The 21,548-nt window shown below is 70.9% G+C and carries 22 protein-coding genes and 1 tRNA gene; 12 read left to right on the plus strand and 11 right to left on the minus strand.

Annotated features, from left to right (window positions below; translation table 11 throughout):
• The first annotated feature begins 11 nt into the window (after window positions 1-11).
• The 3 genes from B1H19_RS22895 to B1H19_RS22905 all read left to right on the plus strand — a co-directional run bounded on the left by B1H19_RS22895 (window position 12) and on the right by B1H19_RS22905 (window position 3,362).
• Window positions 12-1,808, plus strand: coding sequence for a DnaB-like helicase N-terminal domain-containing protein (locus B1H19_RS22895; RefSeq protein WP_083106663.1), 1,797 nt, complete (start codon window positions 12-14; stop codon window positions 1,806-1,808).
• Between the two features lie 169 nt (window positions 1,809-1,977).
• A complete protein-coding gene (locus B1H19_RS22900; protein ID WP_237289481.1) occupies window positions 1,978-2,199 on the plus strand; it encodes a helix-turn-helix domain-containing protein in 222 nt (73 codons plus the stop codon).
• Window positions 2,196-3,362, plus strand: coding sequence for a site-specific integrase (locus B1H19_RS22905; RefSeq protein WP_083106665.1), 1,167 nt, complete (start codon window positions 2,196-2,198; stop codon window positions 3,360-3,362). The genes B1H19_RS22900 and B1H19_RS22905 overlap by 4 nt, the downstream gene beginning before the upstream one ends.
• Before the next feature lie 77 nt (window positions 3,363-3,439).
• Here the strand turns inward: B1H19_RS22905 and B1H19_RS22910 are convergent.
• From B1H19_RS22910 to B1H19_RS22920, 3 genes are all read right to left on the minus strand, one after another.
• Window positions 3,440-3,513: transfer RNA gene (locus tag B1H19_RS22910), tRNA-Pro, on the minus strand.
• Between the two features lie 12 nt (window positions 3,514-3,525).
• Window positions 3,526-4,185, minus strand: a complete 660-nt coding sequence (locus tag B1H19_RS22915) for a hypothetical protein (protein ID WP_083106666.1) — start codon at window positions 4,183-4,185, stop codon at window positions 3,526-3,528.
• Window positions 4,186-4,387: 202 nt separating this feature from the next.
• Window positions 4,388-5,314, minus strand: a complete 927-nt coding sequence (locus tag B1H19_RS22920; protein ID WP_083106667.1) for a metallophosphoesterase — start codon at window positions 5,312-5,314, stop codon at window positions 4,388-4,390.
• A 200-nt stretch (window positions 5,315-5,514) separates the two neighbouring features.
• Here B1H19_RS22920 and B1H19_RS22925 point away from each other — a divergent pair, with 200 nt between their 5' ends.
• On the plus strand, window positions 5,515-5,979 hold the full coding sequence (locus B1H19_RS22925; RefSeq protein ID WP_083109814.1) for a GatB/YqeY domain-containing protein: 465 nt from the start codon (window positions 5,515-5,517) through the stop codon (window positions 5,977-5,979).
• A 486-nt stretch (window positions 5,980-6,465) separates the two neighbouring features.
• Here the strand turns inward: B1H19_RS22925 and B1H19_RS22930 are convergent, their stop codons facing one another.
• Complete coding sequence (locus B1H19_RS22930) at window positions 6,466-8,664, minus strand: transglycosylase domain-containing protein (RefSeq protein ID WP_083106668.1); 2,199 nt, start codon at window positions 8,662-8,664, stop codon at window positions 6,466-6,468.
• A 384-nt stretch (window positions 8,665-9,048) separates the two neighbouring features.
• Between B1H19_RS22930 and B1H19_RS22940 the strand changes: the two genes are divergently transcribed.
• Entirely contained in the window at window positions 9,049-9,390 is a 342-nt protein-coding gene (locus B1H19_RS22940; protein ID WP_083106669.1) for a WhiB family transcriptional regulator, read from the plus strand.
• 195 nt (window positions 9,391-9,585) lie between these two features.
• On the opposite strand, the gene bagB is transcribed toward B1H19_RS22940, so the two are convergent.
• The gene (gene bagB, locus B1H19_RS22945; RefSeq protein WP_083106670.1) at window positions 9,586-10,896 is read right to left on the minus strand and encodes an ATPase BagB; all 1,311 of its coding nucleotides are present in this window, start codon (window positions 10,894-10,896) and stop codon (window positions 9,586-9,588) included.
• Entirely contained in the window at window positions 10,893-11,894 is a 1,002-nt protein-coding gene (bagA, locus tag B1H19_RS22950) for an ATPase BagA (protein ID WP_083106671.1), read from the minus strand. Before bagA ends, bagB begins: the two co-directional genes overlap by 4 nt.
• Before the next feature lie 173 nt (window positions 11,895-12,067).
• Between bagA and B1H19_RS22955 the strand changes: the two genes are divergently transcribed.
• The 4 genes from B1H19_RS22955 (at window position 12,068) to B1H19_RS22970 (ending at window position 14,554) form a co-directional block, all read left to right on the plus strand.
• The gene (locus tag B1H19_RS22955) at window positions 12,068-12,229 is read left to right on the plus strand and encodes a DUF4177 domain-containing protein (protein ID WP_003975360.1); all 162 of its coding nucleotides are present in this window, start codon (window positions 12,068-12,070) and stop codon (window positions 12,227-12,229) included.
• The gene (locus B1H19_RS22960; RefSeq protein ID WP_083106673.1) at window positions 12,226-12,690 is read left to right on the plus strand and encodes a RidA family protein; all 465 of its coding nucleotides are present in this window, start codon (window positions 12,226-12,228) and stop codon (window positions 12,688-12,690) included. The genes B1H19_RS22955 and B1H19_RS22960 overlap by 4 nt, the downstream gene beginning before the upstream one ends.
• A 68-nt stretch (window positions 12,691-12,758) precedes the next feature.
• The gene (locus B1H19_RS22965) at window positions 12,759-13,721 is read left to right on the plus strand and encodes an NUDIX hydrolase (RefSeq protein ID WP_083106674.1); all 963 of its coding nucleotides are present in this window, start codon (window positions 12,759-12,761) and stop codon (window positions 13,719-13,721) included.
• Window positions 13,718-14,554 carry an MBL fold metallo-hydrolase gene (locus B1H19_RS22970; protein ID WP_083106675.1) on the plus strand — a complete coding sequence of 279 codons (837 nt, stop codon included), beginning with the start codon at window positions 13,718-13,720 and terminating at the stop codon, window positions 14,552-14,554. Before B1H19_RS22965 ends, B1H19_RS22970 begins: the two co-directional genes overlap by 4 nt.
• Before the next feature lie 60 nt (window positions 14,555-14,614).
• Here the strand turns inward: B1H19_RS22970 and B1H19_RS22975 are convergent, their stop codons facing one another.
• Both B1H19_RS22975 and B1H19_RS22980 read right to left on the minus strand, forming a co-directional pair.
• Window positions 14,615-15,439, minus strand: coding sequence for a nucleotidyltransferase domain-containing protein (locus tag B1H19_RS22975; RefSeq protein WP_083106676.1), 825 nt, complete (start codon window positions 15,437-15,439; stop codon window positions 14,615-14,617).
• A gap of 97 nt (window positions 15,440-15,536) precedes the next feature.
• Window positions 15,537-16,211, minus strand: coding sequence for a Crp/Fnr family transcriptional regulator (locus B1H19_RS22980; protein ID WP_006604164.1), 675 nt, complete (start codon window positions 16,209-16,211; stop codon window positions 15,537-15,539).
• A 419-nt stretch (window positions 16,212-16,630) separates the two neighbouring features.
• Here B1H19_RS22980 and nth point away from each other — a divergent pair, with 419 nt between their 5' ends.
• From nth to B1H19_RS22995, 3 genes are all read left to right on the plus strand, one after another.
• The gene (gene nth, locus B1H19_RS22985; protein ID WP_083109815.1) at window positions 16,631-17,614 is read left to right on the plus strand and encodes an endonuclease III; all 984 of its coding nucleotides are present in this window, start codon (window positions 16,631-16,633) and stop codon (window positions 17,612-17,614) included.
• A gap of 93 nt (window positions 17,615-17,707) precedes the next feature.
• Window positions 17,708-18,436: an NUDIX hydrolase gene (locus tag B1H19_RS22990; protein ID WP_083106677.1), complete on the plus strand. Its 729-nt coding sequence runs from the start codon at window positions 17,708-17,710 to the stop codon at window positions 18,434-18,436.
• A 13-nt stretch (window positions 18,437-18,449) separates the two neighbouring features.
• Window positions 18,450-19,649: a MarP family serine protease gene (locus tag B1H19_RS22995; RefSeq protein ID WP_083106678.1), complete on the plus strand. Its 1,200-nt coding sequence runs from the start codon at window positions 18,450-18,452 to the stop codon at window positions 19,647-19,649.
• Between the two features lie 57 nt (window positions 19,650-19,706).
• On the opposite strand, the gene B1H19_RS39940 is transcribed toward B1H19_RS22995, so the two are convergent.
• From B1H19_RS39940 to B1H19_RS23010, 3 genes are all read right to left on the minus strand, one after another.
• Window positions 19,707-19,904, minus strand: coding sequence for a hypothetical protein (locus B1H19_RS39940; protein WP_083106679.1), 198 nt, complete (start codon window positions 19,902-19,904; stop codon window positions 19,707-19,709).
• Window positions 19,905-20,093: 189 nt separating this feature from the next.
• A complete protein-coding gene (locus tag B1H19_RS23005) occupies window positions 20,094-21,032 on the minus strand; it encodes an alpha/beta fold hydrolase (protein ID WP_083106680.1) in 939 nt (312 codons plus the stop codon).
• Window positions 21,029-21,487 (minus strand): phage holin family protein, encoded by a 459-nt coding sequence (locus tag B1H19_RS23010; protein ID WP_030069477.1) that lies wholly within the window; start codon window positions 21,485-21,487, stop codon window positions 21,029-21,031. The genes B1H19_RS23005 and B1H19_RS23010 overlap by 4 nt, the downstream gene beginning before the upstream one ends.
• Window positions 21,488-21,548: the final 61 nt, after the last annotated feature.

Raw genomic sequence — 21,548 nt, forward strand, 5'->3', positions numbered from 1 at the left:
AGACCTCAAGCATGACAGCTGAGCCGTCTTCGTCCCAGTACGCCAATGTCCGCCCCCTTCACAGCGTTCCGGAAGCCGAGATCGACAAGGTTCCGCCGCAGGACTTGGAAGCTGAACAGTCGGTGCTGGGCGCCATGCTGCTTTCCGCCGAGGTCATCGACGACGTAGTTGAGACGATGGATCCCGGCGACCACTACCGGCCCGCGCACGAGACGATCCACCGAGCGATCCTCGAAATGCACGCCGCTGGCCAACCTGCCGACCCCGTCACCCTCGCCCGACACCTCGGCCAGCGCGGAGACTTGGCCCGCATCGGCGGTGCCAGCTACCTCCACACTCTTATCCAGGCTGTCCCCACAGCGGCCAACGCTGAGTACTACGCCGAGATCGTGCGCGAGGTGGCCGAGCGCCGTCGCCTGATCGAAGCGGGGACTCGGCTTGTTCAGGCCGCCTCAGCACGGGACATCGACACGCAGACGCTGCGTGCTGCCGTCCTTGAACAGATCACCCAGTTCGCCGCCGAACCGGCCGAAGCTGAGACGGCGACCTTGCCCGCGGGGCCTCCAAACCCCCTGTACGACCCGCACCTTGGACTCATCCGGCCTCAACGGCCCGGCCCTATCCCGCACTCCGACGTGTTCTGCGGCTGGGTGGGCGATACCGTCCGAGAACTGGATCCCACCACCGAGGCTGACCCGGTCGCTGTGCTGGTCAACCTGCTCTCTGCGGCGGGCGCCGTCATTGGTCGGCGACCGCACCTGATGGTGGGCAACGACCGTCATCCATGCCTGATCTGGGCGCTGACCATTGGCCCCACTGCATCGGGGCGCAAGGGCTCGGCGACTTCCACTGCCCGCCGCGTGCTCGCCGAGGCGGTGCCGGACTTCTTCGGCCCTGAGCACACCCCTCGCGGGCTGAACTCAGGCGAAGGACTCATCGAGTACGTCAAGGATGACGACAGCGATGCCCCCGCCCCTGCCACGCTCGACAAGCGCCTCTGGGTCCTGGAATCGGAGTACGCCGTCACCATGAGCCGTGGTCGGCGCGAAGGCTCCAGCCTTCCAGGTGTCCTGCGGCAGGCATGGGACGGCGATTCGCTCGGATCGATGGTCCGTGACTCCCTCAAGGCGACTGACCCGCACATCGCGATCCTGGGGCACATCACCCCCGAAGAGTTCCGCGCCAAGATGCAGGACTCCGAGATGGCCGGGGGCACCTACAACCGCTTCCTGCCGATCTTCTGTCACCGCAACCTGATCCTCCCCGGCGCCCGCGGAGCCAGCCCGGAACTGATCGCCAATCTCGCCTCCGGCTGGCGCACGGTCCTGGCCGATGCGGCGCGCGTTGAACACGTCAAGTTCAGCAACGATGCGTGGGACCTGTACTGCCAGGAGGTTTACCCGGCGCTCAGCGACGACTCGGCCGGCGGGGCCATCGCCCAATTCACGGCCCGCGCCGCGCCCTACGTGCAGCGCGTCGCCATGGTCTACGCCCTGTGCGACCACACGGACACCATCGCCGAACCGCACATGCGGGCCGCCTGGCACCTGCTCAACTACGCCCGAGCTTCCGCCGTCCACCTGCTCGGCAACGTCAGCGGTGATCCCAAGGTGAACAAGCTCGCTGACGCCGTCCGTCGCGCTGGGCCCGGCGGGCTCGCCGCCGACCAGATCCGCCGGCTGTTCAAGAACACCACCCGCCTGGAACGCGACCGGCTTGCGGGTGAACTGCTTGATCAGCCCGGCTACGTCCGCACGCGACGGCAGGGCAAGGGCCGACCCACCACGGTCATCACCTACGCGGGCTGAGGACAGGGCGGTAGGTCGCGACGGCGACGCTCGTCGGGACTTATCGCCCCCCTTACCGCCCCTCTTATCGCCCCAAGAAAACAGCAGGTCAGATGGCTTATCGCCCTTACCGCCCTTATCGCCCCGCCCACGCGCCGACAGCGTGCGCAATCTGCCCGAGGAGGAGCCCGTGACCCTCGCAATGCCCGAACAGGAAGTGGCCACTGAGCCCGTGCTGTACCGGGTGAAGGACGCCATGGCGGTCCTGCGTATGAGCAAGACCGTGATCTACGAGCTGATCAGAGCAGGGCGCCTGCGCACGGTGAAGGAGGGGCGGACGCGGTTCGTCCCCGCTTCCGCCATTGCCGAGTACGTCGCCCTGTTGGAGCGCGAAGCCGGAGGACGCAAGTGACCAAACGACGGAGCAGGGGAGACGGCGGACTCCACTGGGACGAGAGGCGTCAGCGCTGGATCGCCACCGCCAGCCTCGGCTACGACCCGAGCGGCAAGCGCATAGTGAAGCGCGGCAGCGGCACGACCAAGACCGAGGCGAAGAACAAGCTGAAGGAAGTCCTCCGAGACCATGAGGACGGGCTCGCCATCGCGCCCACCGGCTACACGGTGGAGAACGCCGTGAACGACTGGCTCATGTACGGGCTGGCCGACAAGGACAAGGGCACGCTCGACAACTGCACGATCCTCAGCCGGACGCACGTGATCCCGTCGCTGGGTGCTCGGAAGCTCCGGGACCTGAGCGCCGAGGATGTGGACAAGTGGCTTACCGAGAAGGCGAAGTTGCTCAGCACGCGCACCTTGCAGGGCATTCACTCTTGTCTCAACCGCTCGGTGAAGCGAGCGATGGCACGGGACAAGGTGAAGCGCAATGTAGTGGAGCTGTGCTCCGTCCCCACGGGCCGGCCCGGGCGCCCGTCCAAGGCACTGACGCTGGCGCAGGCCGAGGCGGTCCTGAGAACAGCAGAGGGCACATCCATGCATGCGTACATCGTTCTGGCTCTGCTCACGGGGGCACGCACGGAGGAGCTGCGGGCACTCACCTGGGATCACGTCTTTCTCAAGGGCGACCCGGCCGCGAACCCGCCCGTGCCACCCCACATCGCGGTCTGGCGATCCGTGCGCACGGGAGGTGACACCAAGACCCGGAAATCCCGGCGCACCCTCGCTCTCCCAGCTCGCTGCATCGATGTGCTCTGGCAGCACTGGGAGGACCAGGGGTGGGACCGGCTGGCCGCCGGCGACGCGTGGGAAGAACACGGTCTTGTGTTCGCCTCGGCCGTCGGTAAGGAACTCGACTCGACCAACGTCCGGCGAGCCTTCCGCCAAGCGATCAACAAGGCCGATGGGGTGAACGCCGCGGAATGGACCCCACGTGAGCTACGCCACAGCTTCGTCTCGCTGCTGTCGGACCGTGGTGTCCCGCTCGAAGAGATCTCGCGCCTGGTCGGGCACTCAGGGACGGCGGTCACTGAGGAGGTCTACCGGAAGCAGATCCGGCCCGTGATCCAGACGGGGGCGGTTGCTATGGACGGCATCTTCAAGGCGAATCCGGAGCGCTAGTCACGCAGTTAGTCACGCACAAAGCAGGAGAGGCACCTACGGATCTCCGTAGGTGCCTCTGACCTGTGTTCCTTCAGTCGGGGTGGCGGGATTTGAACCCACGACCTCTTCGTCCCGAACGAAGCGCGCTGCCAAGCTGCGCTACACCCCGAAGCAACGAGCTCTACTTTAGCGGACTGATCCCCGTAGGCGAAATCCGGTTTCTGGGGAGGTGGGGAGCGGGCCTGACCTGGTCGATCGCGAGGACGATCAAGGGGAGGAGGCAGGCGGTCGCGGCGAGGGTGAGGGTGGTGGGGAGGGGGTGGGAGGGGGAGACGAGGAGGGTGGTGAGGGTGAGGTGGAGGAGGGGGTAGAGCGGCCATTGCCAGGTGTAGGGGAGGCGAAAGCCGCGGGGTGGGGTGAGGAGGAGCCAGTCGGCCAGGGCGCCTGCGGGCGTGGCTGTGGTGAGGAGGGGGTCGGCGGGGGCGGAGTTGAGGCAGGGGGTGAGGGCGGCGAGGGCGAGGAAGAGGAGGACGGCGCCGGTGAGGCGGGGGGACACGGGGCGGCGGCCGGTCCAGGCGCGATGGGCGCAGACGGTGAACGCGAGGGCCGCGGCGAGGTTGGCCTGGAGGGTGAAGTCGGCCAGGAGACGCGGCGGGTCGGGGGCGCGGACGACGGCGAGGACGAGGCCGGTGGCGGCGGTCGCGGCGATCAGGGCGCGGACGACGGCGGCGAGGGGGCGGCGGACGGTGGGGGCGACGGCCGCTGCCGGGGTCCGGGCGGCGGCGCCGGCCGGACCGGTCGCGTGGCGCGTGGACTGTGAGGTCCGGGTGGGGTCGGACATTCCTCCACGTTAGGGGGCGGACCCCTGGAGGCGGGAGGGGCGGGGCCGGGCCGGGGCGTCCGTATCCGTCTTCGCGGCCGGGCCGCCCCGTGAGGGTGCGTACGGGGCCCGCGGTGGGGCCTGCCCGGCGGAGGGTACGGGCCCTCGCCGGGCAGGGGCGGGGGCAAGCGCCCGGGCGGCCGTGCCCCTCAGCCCCGTGCCGTCAGTCCCGTGCCGTCAGCGTCAGCAGCGTCGCCTCCGGCGGGCAGGCGAAACGGACCGGGGTGTAGCGGTTGGTGCCGCAGCCGGCGGAGACGTGGAGGTAGGAGGTACGGCCGGCGACGGTGTGGGTGGACAGGCCCTTGACGCGGTCGGTGTCGAGATCGCAGTTGGTGACGAGGGCCCCGTAGAAGGGGATGCACAGCTGCCCGCCGTGGGTGTGGCCGGCCAGGATCAGCGGGTAGCCGTCGGCGGTGAAGGCGTCCAGCGAGCGCAGGTACGGGGCGTGCACGACGGCCAGGGAGAGGTCGGCGCCGGATTCCGGGCCGCCCGCCACCTGGGCGTAGCGGTCGCGCTTGATGTGCGGGTCGTCCAGGCCGGTCAGGGCGATCTCGAAGCCGTCCAGCTTCAGCCGGCCGCGGGTGTTGGACAGGCCGACCCAGCCGGCGGCGTCGAAGGCGTCGCGCAGGTCCTCCCACGGGTTGTGCACGACGCCCACGGCGGGGGCATTGCCGTTGAGGCCGTGGCGGCCCTGGGCGCGCTCGAGCAGATAGCGGGCCGGGTTGCGCAGCTTGGGGCCGTAGTAGTCGTTGGAGCCGAAGACGTAGGCGCCGGGGAGCTCCATCAGCGGGCCCAGGGCGTCCAGGGTCTCCGGGACGGCGTCGGGGTCGGAGAGGTTGTCGCCGGTGTTGATGACGAAGTCGGGGCGCAGCCCGGCGAGCGACCGCAGCCAGTGCTGCTTTTTGCGCTGGCCGCCGACCATGTGGATGTCCGAGACCTGGAGCAGGCGCAACGGTCGCATTCCGCGGGGCAGTACGGGCACGGTGACGCGCCGGAGGCGGAAGGAGCGGACTTCGAAGCCGGCGGCGTAGGCCAGGCCGGCCGCGCCGACTGCGGTCAGGGTCAGGGGTACTCCGTATCGCGCGCGCATGTCCCCATGGTTGCAGAGGGGAGGGGAGAGGGGGGAATGGGGAAGGCCGGGGGCGACAGGGAAGGGCGGGGCAAGGGACGGGGCGGTGGCCCGGGAGGTGGGGGCGGGCGTGCGGGTACGGGGGCGTGGCGCGGGTGTGTGGCGTGGCCTGCGGGGAAAAGGCGCGGCGGTTGTCGGTGGGTGGGGGCATACTCGACGGCATGACCACGCTCAAGTCCAAGCTTCAGGACGACCTCACCACCGCGATCAAGGCGCGCGACGAGCTGCGCTCCTCCACCCTCCGCCTCACGCTGACCGCGATCCAGAAGGAGGAGGTCGCGGGCACCGAGGCGCGCGAGCTGTCCGACGGCGAGGTCGAGAAGATCATTGCGCGGGAGGCGAAGAAGCGCCGGGAGGCCGCGGACGCCTTCGAGAAGGGCGGCCGCAGCGATTCGGCGGAGCGGGAGCGGGCCGAGGGCGAGCTGCTCGCGGACTATCTGCCCAAGCAGCTGACCGACGACGAGCTGGAGCAGCTGGTCGCGGAGGCCGTGGCGGAGGCCAAGGGCGCGGGCGCCGAGGGGCCGAAGGCGATGGGCGCCGTGATGAAGATCGTCAACCCGAAGGTGGCGGGGCGCGCCGACGGCGGCCGGGTGGCCGCGACGGTGAAGAAGCTGCTGGCGGGCTGAGGCCGCCGGGTGCGGCCGGCGGGTGCAGCTGGCGGGGTCCTGGCTGCTTTCGTGGCTACGGAGCCACGGGCCCCGTGGCTCGGGCAGCCCGCTCTCGCCGGTGACGTGGCTCACGCGGCTTCGCCCGTGAGGCCTGGCTCACACGCCCGCACCCGCGCCCGGACGCGAAGGTACGCGGATGCGCGGAGGCGGATGCCCGCAGGCGTACGAGCGAAAGCGGACGTGCGAAGGCCGACGCGCACGATGGACGCGCACAGTCGACGCGCGAAAAGGGGCGCCCTCCCAGAGGGCGCCCCTTCCCCGTTCCGTCAGGCGTGTCGCTCCTGACCGACCGGCCGCCGTGAGCCGGCCAGCCTCCCCGGGCCGACCGACCGCCTGGGCCGACCGACCGCCTGGGCCGATCAACCGCTCTGGGTCAGCCACCCTGCCCGGGCCGACCGACCGCCAGCCGCCTTGGCCCAGCCAACCACCCAGCCAACTGCCCAGTCACCAACCCCCGTTGCCCCCACCCAGTACATCCGGGAAGCCCGGGATATGCCAGCCGCCACCCGGCTTGTTGTCGCCGCCGTGGCCCTGGCCGGGGCGGTGCTTGCCGCCCTTGTTCTGGCCGCCGTCGCCCTTGTTCCCGCCCTTGTTCGGGTCGTCGATCGGAACGGTGGACAGGCCCGGTGCGGGGCGGCCCGCCAGGGCGCCGGTCATGGCGTCGCGCCAGATGGGGCCGGGGGTGTCGGCGCCGTAGACCTTGTCGTGGTACACGCCGCCGATGGTGATGTTGTACATCTTGCGCTGGTGCAGGGGGTCGCCGACCCAGACCGCCCCGGCCGCGTTCGGGGTGTAGCCCACGAACCAGGCGGCGTAGCGGCTGTCGCTGGTGCCCGTCTTGCCGGCGCTGTCGCGGCCCTTGAGACCCGCCTTCTTGCCGGTGCCGTCCTGGACGACGCCGCGCAGGAGGGTGTTGATGGTGTCCGCGGTCCTCTTGGACATCGCGCTCCGGCAGCTGCTCTGCGGAACCTGCATCTGCCGGCCGCGTGCGTCGGTGATCGACTCGATGGCGACCGGCGAGCAGTACTCGCCGCCGTTGGCGAAGGCGGCGTAACCGGCCGCCATGGTCAGCGGCGACATTTCCTGCACACCCAGCGTCATTGACGGAACTTGCTGCAAGGGCTTGCCGTCCGCCCGTTCGATGCCCATCTTCTGCGCCATCTTGACCGCGGGGCAGATGCCGATGTCGGAGATCAGCTGCACGAAGTAGGTGTTGACCGACTTGGCGGTCGCCTCCTTCATCCCGTACGGGCCGACCTCCGACCGGTTCTCGTTCTGGGTGGCGTCCGTGCCCTGCCATTCACCGTTGCAGGTCTGCACCGGGCTCGGGTACTGCATCCGGTACGGCGAGGAATACTTCTGGTACGGGCTGGTGCCCTGCTCCAGCGCGGCCGCCGCGACCACCGGCTTGAAGGTCGACCCGGGCTGGTAGCCGGCGCCGCCGCCCATGTCGTGGTCCACCGAGAGATTGATCTGGGTCTGGTGCGGGCCGAAGCCGTACGGGCGGGACTGACCCATGCCGAGGATCTTGCCGGTGCCCGGCTGGACGATGGTGGCGGCGCTGGCGACCTGGTCGTCCTCGTGGACGTGGTCGCCGACCGACTTCTGGATCGCCTTCTGCGTCTGCGGATCGAGGGTGGTGTGAATGGTCATCCCGCCCTCGTTCCAGCGCTTGGAACGGTCGTTGCGGGTCTTTCCGAAAGCCTTGTCATTGAGAAAGACCTTGCGGATGTAGTCGCAAAAGAAGCCCGCGCCGTCCACGGCGGTGATGCAGCCGTTCTGCGGGCGGCTGACCTTCAGCTGGATCGGGCGCTGCGCGGCGGCATGGGCCTGGGCCTGGGTGATGTCCTTCACATCGGCCATCCGCTGGAGCACGGTGTTACGCCGCCGCTTCGCCTCCTGCGGGTCGTTGACCGGGTCGTAGCGGCTCGGCGACTGGACGATGCCGGCCAGCAGGGCCGACTCCTCCAGATTCAGGTCCTTGGCGGGCTTGCTGAAGTAGCGCTGGGCGGCGGCCTCGATGCCGTACGCCTGCTGGCCGAAGAACGTGATGTTGAGGTAGTTCTGCAAGATCTTGCGCTTGCCGAGCTCTTTTTCCAGCTGGATCGCGTACTTGAGTTCCTTGACCTTGCGGCCGAGCGTCTGCTGGGTGGCCTGCGCGACCTTGTCGGGGTCGTCGCCCGCCTCCTCGATGAAGACGTTCTTCACATACTGCTGCGTCAGCGTGGACGCGCCCTGGGCGACGCCGCCCGACTGGGCGTTCTTGTTGAGCGCGCGCAGGATGCCCTTCAGGTCGACGGCGCCGTGCTGGTAGAAGCGCGCGTCCTCGATCGCGACGATCGCCTGCTGCATATACGGCGAGATCTGCTTGAGGTTCACCACCGTGCGGTCGCGGGAGTAGACCTTGGCGATCTCGCCGCCGTCGGCGTCCAGGATGGTGGTCCGCTGGCTGAGCGGGGGCGTCTTGAGGTTGGCCGGGATGTCGTCGAAGCCCTCGACCGAGCCCTTGGCGGCCAGGCCCAGCGCCCCGGCGGCGGGCAGCGCGATGCCGGCGAGTACGGCTCCGGCCAGGACGCTGACACCGAGGAACTTGGCGGCCATCTGGGTCCTGGACAGACCCCCGCCCTCGCGCTTCTTAGCCATGCGGACAAGCCTACGTTCTGAATCGCCGGACAGGGGTGCACCTGTTCGCTTAGCCTGTTCTCACCTGTCACAGCGGGATTGCTACGCCTCGGTTCGTCAACCCCCTCTCCCTGTACGACCCCCGTCCCCCTTGCCCGCTTGTGCCGCCGGAAGTCCCATGTGTCCGCGGTGAATTGTCCGGACTTGGGGGGAAAGCGGCGTATGCCGCCCGGTCACTCCGTTGGGTGATCTGCCGCGTACGCATAGTCCGTTCGGGCCATTCAAGATTGGGCCCGAAGGGGGTGTTGCGCCCTGCCCGCCTTCCGTAACGTCCTCAACTGGCAACGGTGAATATGCCGCTTGCCGCCGTGGGGGAGCCTCGATTCGGGAGAGGACGGCGCCAGCATGAGCTGGGTAACCGACTGGAGCGCACAGGCAGCCTGCCGGACGACAGATCCGGATGAATTGTTCGTGCAAGGGGCGGCGCAAAACCGCGCCAAGGCGGTGTGCACCGGTTGTCCGGTGCGCACGGAGTGCCTGGCCGACGCCCTGGACAACCGGGTGGAGTTCGGCGTGTGGGGCGGTATGACGGAGCGGGAGCGGAGGGCGCTGCTGCGCCGCCGGCCGACCGTGACGTCATGGCGCCGGCTGCTGGAGACGGCGCGCACGGAATACGAGCGCAGCACGGGCCTTTTGCCGGTGGACTGCGAGGACGAGACCTTCGACGAGTACGCCGCCGTGGGGTAGACGCGCCGCGGTGGGTCGGACGAGGTCGGGCGGTCGCGGCTGGGCAGTCGCGGGCGTTCGGTGTGCGTGGATGGCGGGCACAGACTCTGCGGCGCCGTTGATCGCCCTTGTTGATCACCGCCGTTGATCGCGTCGTTGCTCAGCGGCCGTTGTCGTTCGGCTTCCCTGTGAGGCCGACCGTACGGCCGCCGGAGGTCAGCGGTCGGCTTCGGCGCGGCCCAGGGCGAGGCGGTCGCCGATTGCGCGCAGGCCCGCGAGGTCGTGGACGTCGCCGGGCAGCGCGGCGACCTCGGTCACCGGGACCTCGGGATGCAGCGCGGTGAAGCGGTCGCGGGTGCGCCGTTCGCGGGCGAGGACCTGCATACGCTCTGCATGCAGTCGTAGCAGCCTGGCGGCGAGGTGTGCCGCTGAGGCCGAGGTGGGTGGCTCCTGCTCCGCCGTGGCAGCGGGGGAGAGGCTGCCGGCGGTTCCTGAGTCAGCCTTCCCGTTGTGATGATCGACAATGCCTGCCGATTCAAGATTTTCGGCGCAGGTCTCCTCCGCCGCGCGCTCCGTGAGCGCCTCGGCGGCCGCCAGCGCGCGCTCCGCGCTCAGTTGGGCCGCGCCGCTGCCGTGCACGCGGTTCAGTACGAGGCCGGCGAGCGGCATCTGCTCGGCGGCCAGCCGCTCGACGAAGTACGCCGCCTCGCGCAGCGCGTCCCGCTCCGGCGCCGCCACCACGAGGAACGCCGTGCCGGGCGCCTGGAGCAGCCGGTACGTGGCGTCCGCGCGGGTGCGGAAACCGCCGAACATGGTGTCCATCGCGGCCACGAAGGTCTGCACGTCCCGTAGGAGCTGACCGCCCATCAGCTTGCTGAGCGTGCCCGTCATCATGGACATGCCGACGTTGAGGAATTTCATCCCGGCCCGGCCGCCGACCTTCGCCGGGGCCATCAGCACCCGGATGAACTTGCCGTCCAGGAAGGAGCCCAGGCGCTTGGGGGCGTCCAGGAAGTCCAGCGCGGAGCGGCTCGGCGGGGTGTCGACGATGATCAGGTCCCAGGAGTCGCCGGCGCGGAGCTGGCCGAGCTTCTCCATGGCCATGTACTCCTGCGTGCCCGCGAAACCGGCCGACAGGGACTGGTAGAAGGGGTTCTCCAGGATGGCGCGCGCCCGCTCGGCGTCCGCATGGCCCTCGACGATCTCGTCGAAGGTGCGCTTCATGTCCAGCATCATCGCGTGCAGTCCGCCGCCGGCCGTCTCGTCGACGCCCTTGACCTGGCGCGGGACGTTGTCGAGCTCCGAGATGCCCATGGACTGCGCCAGCCGACGGGCCGGGTCGATGGTCAGCACGACGACCTTGCGGCCCCGCTCGGCGGCGCGCACACCCAGCGCCGCGGCGGTCGTGGTCTTGCCGACGCCGCCCGAACCGCAGCACACCACGATGCGGGTGCGCGGATCGTCCAGCAGCGCGTCGACCTCGAGCCATGGGGCCGAGGCGTCCAGGGTCGTGTCGTCCGCGGTCATATGGGTCCCTGTTTCCGCAGGTCTCTCGCCAGGCGGTAGAGCCCGGCGAGGTCCACTCCCTCCGGGAGCAGCTCCAACTCGTAGGTGGGCAGGCCGATCGCCTTCAGCTCGGCGTGCTCGGCGCGCTCCAGCTCGACCCGTTCGGCATGTTCGCGGGCCTGTTCCAGCAGCGGGTCGATCAGCCGCTCGGCCAGACCGCCGCGCCGCGCACCGCCCAGGCCGGCCTGGGAGAGCGCCTTGGCGATGCCCGTACGGGCCCCGCGGGCGGCGACTTCGAGATCGCCGTTGTCCAGCAGGGCGGGGCGGGTCATGTTGATGACGATGCCGCCCACCGGGATGCCGGCGGCGCGCAGTTCGGCGATGCCGTCGGCGGTCTCCTGGACGGGCATCTCCTCCAGGAGCGTGACCATGTGGACCGCGGTCTCGGGCGATTTGAGGACCCGCATCACGGCCTGCGCCTGATGGTGGATGGGGCCTATTTTGGCCAGGCCCGCCACCTCGTCGTTGACGTTCAGAAAGCGGGTGATGCGGCCGGTGGGCGGGGCGTCCATCACCACCGCGTCGTAGAGGAACCTGCCGGTCTTGTCCTTGCGGCGGACGGCTTCGCACGCCTTGCCGGTCAGCAGGACGTCGCGCAGACCCGGGGCGATGGTCGTGGCGAAGTCGATCGCCCCCAGCTTCTTCAGCGCCCGGCCCGCGCCGCCCAGTTTGTAGAACATCTGGAGGTAGTCCAGGAGGGCGCGCTCGGCGTCGATGGCCAGGGCATGGACCTCCCCGCCCGCCCGTCGCCCGCCACCTTCCGATGCCGGTCCTACCGCGATCTTGCGCTCCTCGTACGGAAGCGCCTCGGTCTCAAACAGCTGGGCGATGCCCTGTCGGCCCTCGACCTCGACCAGGAGGGTGCGGCGCCCCTCGGTGGCCAGGGCGAGCGCGAGGGCGGCGGCGACCGTGGTCTTGCCGGTGCCGCCCTTGCCGCTGACGACATGGAGCCTGCTCACGCCAAGGAGCCTAACCAGTCCGCGTCGCCGCCACGCACGGGATACGCCAGGGATGCCCCGGAGATCGGGAGAAGAAATCTCCGGGACATCTCAGGGACACGCCGGGAACCCGCCCCGGCCGCCGGGCGTGGATGGCGTCCGCCGCCGCCCCGCGCACGTATTACGCTCGGCCCATGACCAAGTGGGAATACGCGACCGTGCCGCTGCTCGTGCACGCGACGAAGCAGATTCTGGACACCTGGGGCGAGGACGGCTGGGAGCTGGTCCAGGTCGTGCCGGGCCCGAACAACCCCGAGCAGCTGGTGGCCTACCTGAAGCGGGAGAAGCAGGCATGAGCGCCGTCGAGGACAAGATCGCGGAGCTGGGCCTGAAGCTGCCGGAGGTCGTGCCGCCGCTGGCCGCGTACCAGCCCGCCGTGCGCTCCGGCGCGTACGTCTTCACCTCCGGCCAGCTGCCCATGGTGGACGGATCGCTGCCGGCCACCGGCAAGGTGGGCGCCGAGGTGAGCCCGGAGCAGGCCAAGGAGCTCGCCGCGACCTGCGCCCTGAACGCGCTGGCCGCCGTGAAGTCGGTGACCGGCGACCTGGACAAGATCGTGCGCGTCGTGAAGGTCGTCGGGTTCGTCGCCTCCGCACCGGACTTCACCGGGCAGCCGGGCGTCGTCAACGGCGCCAGCGAGCTGCTGGGCGAGATCCTGGGCGACAAGGGCGTGCACGCGCGCTCCGCGGTGGGCGTGGCGGTGCTGCCGATCGACGCCCCCGTAGAGGTCGAGATCCAGGTGGAAATCGCCGAATAACCGCCGGTGGCGGCCGGAAGGCCCAAAGGGCCCTCGAACATCAGCGCGCGAGCGCATAGCATCCGGCCATGTCGTCGACGACCAACGGCCAGTGGTACCCGCCGGAGTGGCCGGACCGTATCCGGGCGCTCGCGAGCGGCCGGCTGACCCCCGCCACACCCCGGCGGGCCGCGACCGTCCTGCTGTTGCGGGACTCCCACAACGGCGGACTCGCCGTCCATATGCTGCGCAGACGCGCCTCCATGGCCTTCGCCGGAGGCGCGTACGCGTATCCGGGCGGCTCCGTCGATCCGCGCGACGAGCGCCCGGTGGCCTGGGCCGGACCCTCGCGCGCCCAATGGGCGGTGCGGATGGGCGTCGAGCCGGCCGGCGCGCAGGCCATCGTCTGCGCCGCCGTACGCGAGACCTTCGAGGAGACCGGCGTGCTGCTCGCCGGCGCGTCGGCCGACACGGTCGTCGCGGACACCACGGGCGAGGATTGGGAAGCCGACCGCGCGGCCCTGGTGGCCCATGAGCTGTCCTTCGCCGACTTCCTGGAGCGCCGCGGCCTGGTCCTGCGCTCCGATCTGCTCGGCGCCTGGGCGCACTGGATCACCCCGGAGTTCGAGCCACGGCGCTACGACACCTGGTTCTTCGTCGCCGCGCTCCCCGAAGGCCAGCGCACCCTCCCCCAAGGGCCGCAGACAAGCTCCGCCGCCGCCTCCACCGAGGCGGACCTCGCGCTGTGGACCCGCCCGGAGGAGGCCGCGGCCGGCTACGACCGCGGCGAGCTGCTCATGATGCCGCCGACCATCGCCACGCTGCGCTCGCTCCAGCCGTACGGGACCGTCGCGGACGCGCTGGCCGGGGCCGAGGCCCAGGACCTGACACCGGTGCTGGCCCGCGCGCACCTGGTGGACGGCCGGATCGAGCTGAGCTGGCCGGGGCACGACGAGTTCACCAAGCACATCTCCACCGACGACGGCCCGGGGGACGGCGGTACCGACGGCCCCTCCGGCACCACGAGTTCCCCGGGAGGGACCCCCGCATGACCGAAGCAGCCGCCCTGCCCGGTCGGCCCCGAGGCGGAGCGCTTTCGGGGCAGGCCACGGCGCGCGCCCACTGCGTGCTGGCGCCGAACCCGTCGCCGATGACCCTGGACGGAACCAACACCTGGATCGTCGCCGAACCGGACTCCGATCGCGCGGTCGTCATCGACCCCGGGCCGCTCGACGAGAGCCACCTCCAGGCCGTGATCGAGACCGCCGAGCGGGCCGGCAAGCGGATCGCGCTGACCCTGCTGACCCATGGTCACCACGACCACGCCGAGGGCGCCGCCCGGTTCGCCGAGCTGACCGGGTCGGCCGTACGGGCGCTGGACCCGGCGCTGCGGCTCGGCGGCGAGGGGCTGGGGGCCGGCGATGTCATCACCACCGGGGGCCTGGAGCTGCGCGTGGTGCCCACACCGGGGCACACCTCGGACTCGCTCTCCTTCCATCTCCCGGCCGATGCCGCGGTCCTGACCGGCGACACGGTCCTGGGGCGCGGCACCACCATGGTCGCGCACCCCGACGGACGGCTGGGCGACTATCTGGACTCGCTGCGCCGGCTGCGCTCGCTCACGGTGGACGACGGCGTGTCGACCGTCCTGCCGGGCCACGGGCCGGTGCTCAATGACGCCCAGGGGGCGATGGAGTTCTACCTGGCGCACCGGGCGCACCGGCTCGCCCAGGTGGAGACCGCGGTCGAGGCCGGCCATCGCACCCCCGCCGAGGTCGTCGCGAGCGTCTACGCCGATGTCGACCGGTCGCTGTGGCCGGCCGCGGAGCTGTCCGTACGGGCGCAGCTGGACTATCTGGGCGAGCACGGGCTGATCGAGGACTGAACGGGGCTCCCGGCGGCCGGGTGGACGGCGCGGCCCCGTCAGACGGGCGGCGAGGCCCCGTCACCGCTCCTGTGGGCGAGAGGTCTTGGCCCCGTGGACGGCGAGGTATTCGCCGGCCAGCCAGGGGGCGAGGCCGTCGAGCAGCTCGTCCAGCAGCTCGGGGCGGGCGCCGGGCGCCCGGGCGGCGTGCGAGGCGGCGCGCATCTGCTCGGCGTGCGCCGGGTAGTAGCGGCCGAATACGTCGGCGGATTGGGTCAGATCGCTGGTCCAACCACCCCAGCGCGGCATGACCAACGTGAATCCGGTGCGTACGAGCCGACGGGCCACGCCGCGGGTGAGCCGGGTGCGCTCGGCCTCCGTGGCGGCTGCCGCGGCCTTCTCGCGCAGATGGGGGAGGTCGGCGAAGAGGTCGCCGTTGGTCTCGCGGGCGAGGAGCGAGGTGGGACGGTAACGGGGCAGCCGGGCGGCGAGGTCGGGGCCGGTGAGCGGGGTGCACAGACAGGCCACGAACCACCCCAGGTCGTGGCGCTCCGGCGCGCTGAGCAGCCGGTCCACGCCGAACAGCAGCAGCCCCGCGCCGTCGATCTGCCCGAACTCGGCGTCCAGCTCCGCCTCCAGGACGCGGGCGGCGGCGCGGTCGTCGTCGGTCGGCTCGTCCCGTAGGGCGAGCAGCGCATCGAGGTCGGAGACCCCGGGGACGGCGGTGCCGCGCGGGATGCTGCCGTAGAGGTAGCCGCTGTGCAGGCGGCCGGGGCCGAAGTGGTCGGCGAGCCGGGCCCGGAGTTCTGCCACGACGGGCGCGAAGCGCGCGGACACGCGGGTCAGGGACCCTTCCCGTACGAAGCAGCCGTCCCGGTCCAGCCCCGTGCCCCTGCCGTCGGTCATGGCGCAACTATGGCGGGGCGGTGGGCGGCCCGCGCGGGAGATACGGCGAAGGGCCCCGCCGGAGCGGGGCCCTTCCAGACCGTCAGAAGGCGCTGTGTCAGCGCGAACGCTTGGCCAGCCGCTCGACGTCCAGGAGGATCACGGCGCGGGCCTCCAGGCGGAGCCAGCCGCGGCCGGCGAAGTCGGCGAGGGCCTTGTTGACCGTCTCGCGGGAGGCGCCGACCAGCTGGGCGAGCTCCTCCTGGGTGAGGTCGTGCACGACGTGGATGCCCTCTTCGGACTGCACGCCGAAGCGGCGGGACAGGTCCAGCAGGGCGCGGGCCACTCGGCCCGGCACGTCGGAGAAGACCAGGTCGGACATCTGGTCGTTGGTCTTGCGCAGGCGGCGGGCGACCGCGCGCAGCAGGGCCGTGGCGACCTCGGGGCGGGCGTTGAGCCAGGGCTGGAGGTCCCCGTGGCCCAGGCCGAGCAGTTTGACCTCGGTGAGCGCGGAGGCCGTGGCCGTACGCGGGCCCGGGTCGAAGAGCGAGAGCTCGCCGATCAGCTCGCCGGGGCCCAGGACGGCGAGCATGTTCTCGCGTCCGTCCGGGGAAGTGCGGTGGAGCTTCACCTTGCCCTCGGTGACCACGTAGAGGCGGTCGCCGGGGTCCCCTTCGTGGAACAGGGCGTCGCCGCGGGCGAGCGTGACCTCTCCCATCGAGGCGCGCAGCTCGGCCGCCTGCTCGTCATCGAGCGCCGCGAAGAGCGGTGCGCGCCGCAGAACGTCGTCCACGAGATCTCTCCTTGTCGACATGCTCCGGGGGACTGTGGTCCCCATCATGCCGGAATGCAAAACAGTGCGATCAATCACAAGTTTGCCGGACCGGTGCCGCACGCCATAAGGCAGGGGGCCGATTGGGGTCACGAATCACGGTGGTCGGGGCGGATGTCAGTGGGTGGCCTTAGTCTGGCCGAGTGTCCAATACGCCGGTGAGAGCACGGGACTGGGGGGCTGAGTGAGTGAGCGCCGTGGGCGATTCCGCTGTGGGCGAACACCCGTCCACCAATGCGTCGAATACGGATAAAAGTAGCAAATCCCTCTCCAGTGTGACGGCCGGCCGGAAGGCGGCGACCCACGGCTCCGGCGCGTCGCGGCAGACTGCCGGGGAGACGAGCCCGGTAGGCAAGACCTCGGCAGGGAAGAAGGCCGCCGTGAAGGAAACCCCGCCCGCGAAGACGACGGCGACGGCCAAGGCGCCGGCCGCGAAGAAGGCCGTGGCGAACAAGACCGTGGCGAAGAAGACGGCTGCGACGAAAACCGTGGCCAAGAAGGCCGTGACCAAGAAGGCCGCCGCGAAGAAGACGGCTCCCGCCAAGACGTCCGCCGCCGCCAAGAAGACCGCCCCGGGCAAGACCGCCCCCGCCCGTAAGCCCGAATCGCGGACCGCCATGGTGCGCCGGGCGCGGCGGATCAACCGGGAGCTGGCCGAGCTGTATCCGTACGCCCACCCGGAGCTGGACTTCACCAACCCCTTCGAGCTGCTGGTCGCCACGGTGCTGTCCGCCCAGACCACCGACCTGCGGGTCAACCAGACCACCCCGCGGCTGTTCGCCCGCTGCCCGACGCCCGAGGACATGGCCGCGATGCCCCCGGAGGAGCTGGAGGAGCTGATCCGGCCGACGGGCTTCTTCCGGGCCAAGACGAAGTCGCTGCTGGGGCTGTCCGCGGCGCTGCGCGACCGCTTCGACGGCAAGGTGCCCGGCCGCCTGGAGGACCTCGTCACGCTCCCCGGTGTCGGCCGCAAGACCGCCAACGTGGTGCTGGGCAACGCCTTCGGTGTCCCGGGGATCACGGTCGACACGCACTTCGGCCGCCTGGCGCGCCGGTTCGGCTGGACGACCGCCGAGGATGCCGAGAAGGTCGAGGCGGATGTCGCCGCGATCTTCCCCAAGAGCGAGTGGACGATGCTCTCGCACCGCGTCGTCTTCCACGGCCGCCGCGTGTGCCACTCCCGTAAGCCGGCCTGCGGCGCCTGCGCGATCGCCCCGCTGTGCCCCGCGTACGGCGAGGGCGAGACGGACCCGGACAAGGCCAAGAAGCTGCTGAAGTACGAGCTGGGCGGCCAGCCGGGGCAGCGTCTCAAGCCGCCGCCCGGCTATCCGGGGCAGCCGGCGCCCCCGCTGGCGGCCCCATGACCACAGCCGCGGCGACCACCGGGTGACACCACCCACCACACGGCGCCCCCGAACGGGGGCCGACCACAGATGCCAGGGCCTGAGGGGGCGCGTATGACGAGAGCACGGGAGCAGTACGGCGAGGAGAGCGCGGCCCGCGCCGCAACGGTGTACGGCCGGGAGGTCACCGTCACGGACGACGGCCTGCCCGAGTGGCTGGCGCCGCTGTCCCGGGCCGCTGCGACGATAGAGCCGCGGCAGCTCAGCCGCTTTCTGCCGCCCGAGAGCGGCGGCCGGCAGTCGGCGGTGCTGATCCTCTTCGGCGAGGGCCCCCGGGGCCCCGAGCTGCTCCTGATGGAACGCGCCGGCACCCTGCGCTCGCACGCCGGCCAGCCCTCCTTCCCCGGTGGCGCCCTCGACCCCGAGGACGGCGATCCGGACGGGCCCGGCCCGGTGCGGGCGGCGCTGCGCGAGGCCCAGGAGGAGACCGGTCTCGATCCCTCGGGCGTCCAGGTCTTCGGCGTGCTGCCGCGGCTCTACATCCCGGTCAGCGGCTTTGTCGTCACACCGGTGCTGGGCTGGTGGCGCGAGCCGAGCCCGGTGCGTGCCGTGGACGAGGCGGAGACGGCCCGGGTCTTCACGGTCCCCGTGGCGGATCTCACGGATCCGGCACATCGGGTCACCACCCGTCACCCCAGTGGCCACGTCGGTCCGGCTTTCCTCGTCGAGAACGCCCTGGTCTGGGGATTTACGGCCGGCGCCATCGACCGGATCCTGCACTTCGCGGGCTGGGAGATTCCGTGGGACCGTGACAAGCAGGTCCCACTCGACTGGCGCTCGTGAGACGGTGTCCGGCGTGAACGTCCTGGACATCCTTCTGCTGGTCGCCGCCGTGTGGTTCGCGATCGTCGGCTATCGGCAAGGCTTTGTCGTCGGCATCCTGTCGGTGATCGGCTTCCTCGGAGGCGGCCTGGTCGCGGTGTATCTGCTGCCGGTGATCTGGAACGAGATCACCGGGGATGCGACGCCCGGCACCTTCGCCGCCATCGCGGCGGTCGCCATCGTGATCGTGTGCGCCTCGGTGGGCCAGGCGCTCACCACCCATCTGGGCAACAAACTGCGCCGGCACATCACCTGGTCACCGGCGCGGGCGCTGGACGCGACCGGCGGCGCGCTGGTCAACGTCATGGCGATGCTGCTGGTCGCCTGGCTGATCGGCTCCGCCCTGGCCGGCACGTCCCTGCCGACGCTCGGCAAGGAGGTGCGCAACTCCAAGGTGCTGCTCGGGGTGTCCAGGGTGCTGCCCCAGCAGGCCAACAGCTGGTTCGCGGACTTCTCCTCCGCGCTCGCGCAGAACGGCTTCCCGCAGGTCTTCACGCCGTTCTCCAACGAACCGATCACCTCTGTGCCCGCGCCCGATCCCCGGCTCGCGGGCGGCCCGGTGGCGCAGGACGCCAAGCGCAGCATCGTCAAGATCGTCGGTACGGCGCCCAGCTGCGGCAAGGTCCTCGAAGGCAGCGGTTTCGTCTTCGGCAGGCACCGCGTGATGACCAACGCGCATGTCGTCGGTGGCGTCACCCGCCCGACCGTCCAGGTGGGCGGCGAGGGCCGGCAGTACGACGCCAGGGTCGTGCTCTACGACTGGCAGCGCGATATCGCCGTCCTGGACGTGCCCTCGCTGGACGCCCCGTCGCTGAGGTTCTCCGGTCAGGACGCGAGCAGCGGCAAGAGCGCCATCGTCGCCGGCTTCCCGGAGAACGGCGGCTATGACGTCCGCGCGGCCCGTATCCGCGGCCGTATCCAGGCCAACGGCCCCGACATCTACCACCGCGGCACGGTCGCCAGGGACGTCTACTCCCTCTACGCCACCGTGCGGCAGGGCAACTCCGGCGGGCCGCTGCTCACCCCCAAGGGTGATGTCTACGGCGTCGTCTTCGCCAAGTCGCTGGACGACTCCCACACCGGCTACGCACTGACCGCCGACGAGATCCACGAGGACATCACCAAGGGGCGCACGGCGGTGCGGGAGGTCAGCAGCCAGGGCTGCGCGATCTGAGGCGGGCGGCGCGGGACGGACGTTCCCGCGCCGGGCGCACGCCGGGGCTCGGGGGGCTCAGCCGCGGGGATGGCGCAGGCGCGCACTCATCCAGCGCGCTCTGCGGCGCAGGATGCGCGGGATGCCCATCGGGTGGGCGGGTGCGGGGGAGCCGCCGGATCCGAGATCCGGGGTTTCCCTCTCGCGAGTGCCCACGGCAGCGGCACTGCTGCGGCGGTTGCGTGCCACGTCACGGTAGTCGTGCGTCCAGCCCATACCCACGACACTGCCCGTGCCCCAAGGTCCGTAACCGCCCCGGGAGCCGCCAATTGGCCTATGCGCCGGGCAATTGGCCGTTCGTCCTACGAACGTGAGACGCGCCCACGAACGCTCGCGCGCCCCGTCTCCGCTCAGCCGCGTACGCCGTCCGCTCAGCGGTCCGCACGGGCGCGTGTGCGCCGGTGCTCAGCGGTCGGGTTCGGGGTCCTTGAGCCAGTTGATCAGTTCCGTGGAGAAGGCGACCGGGTCCTCCTCATGGGGGAAGTGCCCCAGTCCGTCGAAGAGCCGCCAGCGGTAGGGGGCCTCCACGTACTGGCCGGAGCCGGCGGCGCTGCGGGTGCGCATGACCGGATCGAGGGATCCGTGCAGGTGGAGGGTGGGGACGCGGACCGGCATCTTCATGCGGCGGTTGAACTGGATGCCGTCGGGGCGGGCCAGCGAGCGCACCATCCAGCGGTACGGCTCGATCGAGCAGTGCGCCGTCGAGGGGATGCACATCGCCCGCCGGTAGACCTCGACGGTGTCGTCCTCGGGCAGCCGGGGCCCGGACCAGTCGCGGATCATCCGGCCCACCAGCGCCGCATCGTCCGCCGTCAGGCGCCGCTCGGGCAGCCAGGGGCGCTGGAAGTTCCAGATGTGCGAGCTGCGGGCGCTCTGCCGTACGTCGGCGACCATGGCCGAGCGCCAGCGCCGCGGATGGGGCATTGAGGACACCGCGAGCCGGCGCACCAGCTTGGGGCGCATCACCGCCGCGGTCCAGGCCAGATAGCCGCCGAGATCGTGCCCGACCAGCGCGGCGTCCGGCTCGCCCAGGGACCGGACGACGCCGGTGATGTCGAGGGCGAGGTTCGCCGGGTCGTAGCCGCGCGGGGTGCGGTCGCTGCCGCCGACGCCGCGCAGATCCATGGCGACCGCCCGGAAGCCTGCCTCGGCGAGCGCGGGCAGCTGGTGGCGCCAGGTCCACCAGAACTGCGGGAAGCCGTGCAGCAGCAGCACCAAGGGGCCGTCGCCCATCTCGGCGATGTGGAACCGGGCGCCATTGGCCGCGACGTCCCGGTGCGTCACCTCGTGGTCACCCGGGACGCCCAGGCGTACGACCGAGGCGGTGCTGTCAGGGGCTGTCATACCGATGAGCGTGTCACAGACTCCAGGACCGGGTGGTCCTCCGCCGCGACGCGCGGGTGCGGCTTGGCCTTCTGCAGTACGGCCGCGGTCTCCTTGGCGGAGTTGATCGACTTCTCCGGCTTCTTGATCTTCTTGATCTTGGCCAGTGCGATCAGGACCAGCAACGCGGCCACGACGAGGAAGGCGCCGCCCACGATCAGAAAGGACCAGGCGAGCCCGAGGCCGAGGTTGTGGATGCCGTAGGCCGCCGCGAAGCTGAGCACCGGCAGCGCGAACAGCGCCAGCGCACCGGCCACCACGAACGCGGCGCCGCCGATGCCGGCCCGCTTGGCGTCCTGCCGCAGCTCCGCCTTCGCCAGCGCGATCTCGTCGTGGACCAGTGCGGACATCTCGGCGGTGGCCGTGGCCACCAGCTGCCCGAGGCTGCGGTCCGTGCTGCCGTCGGCTGCGCTCATCGCCGTCTCCCTCTTCTTTTCGCCCGGATGGCAAATCGCCCGGATGGCAAAGCCTCTCAGA

Origin of the sequence: Streptomyces gilvosporeus (assembly GCF_002082195.1) — a bacterium.
GTDB classification, from domain to species: domain Bacteria; phylum Actinomycetota; class Actinomycetes; order Streptomycetales; family Streptomycetaceae; genus Streptomyces; species Streptomyces gilvosporeus.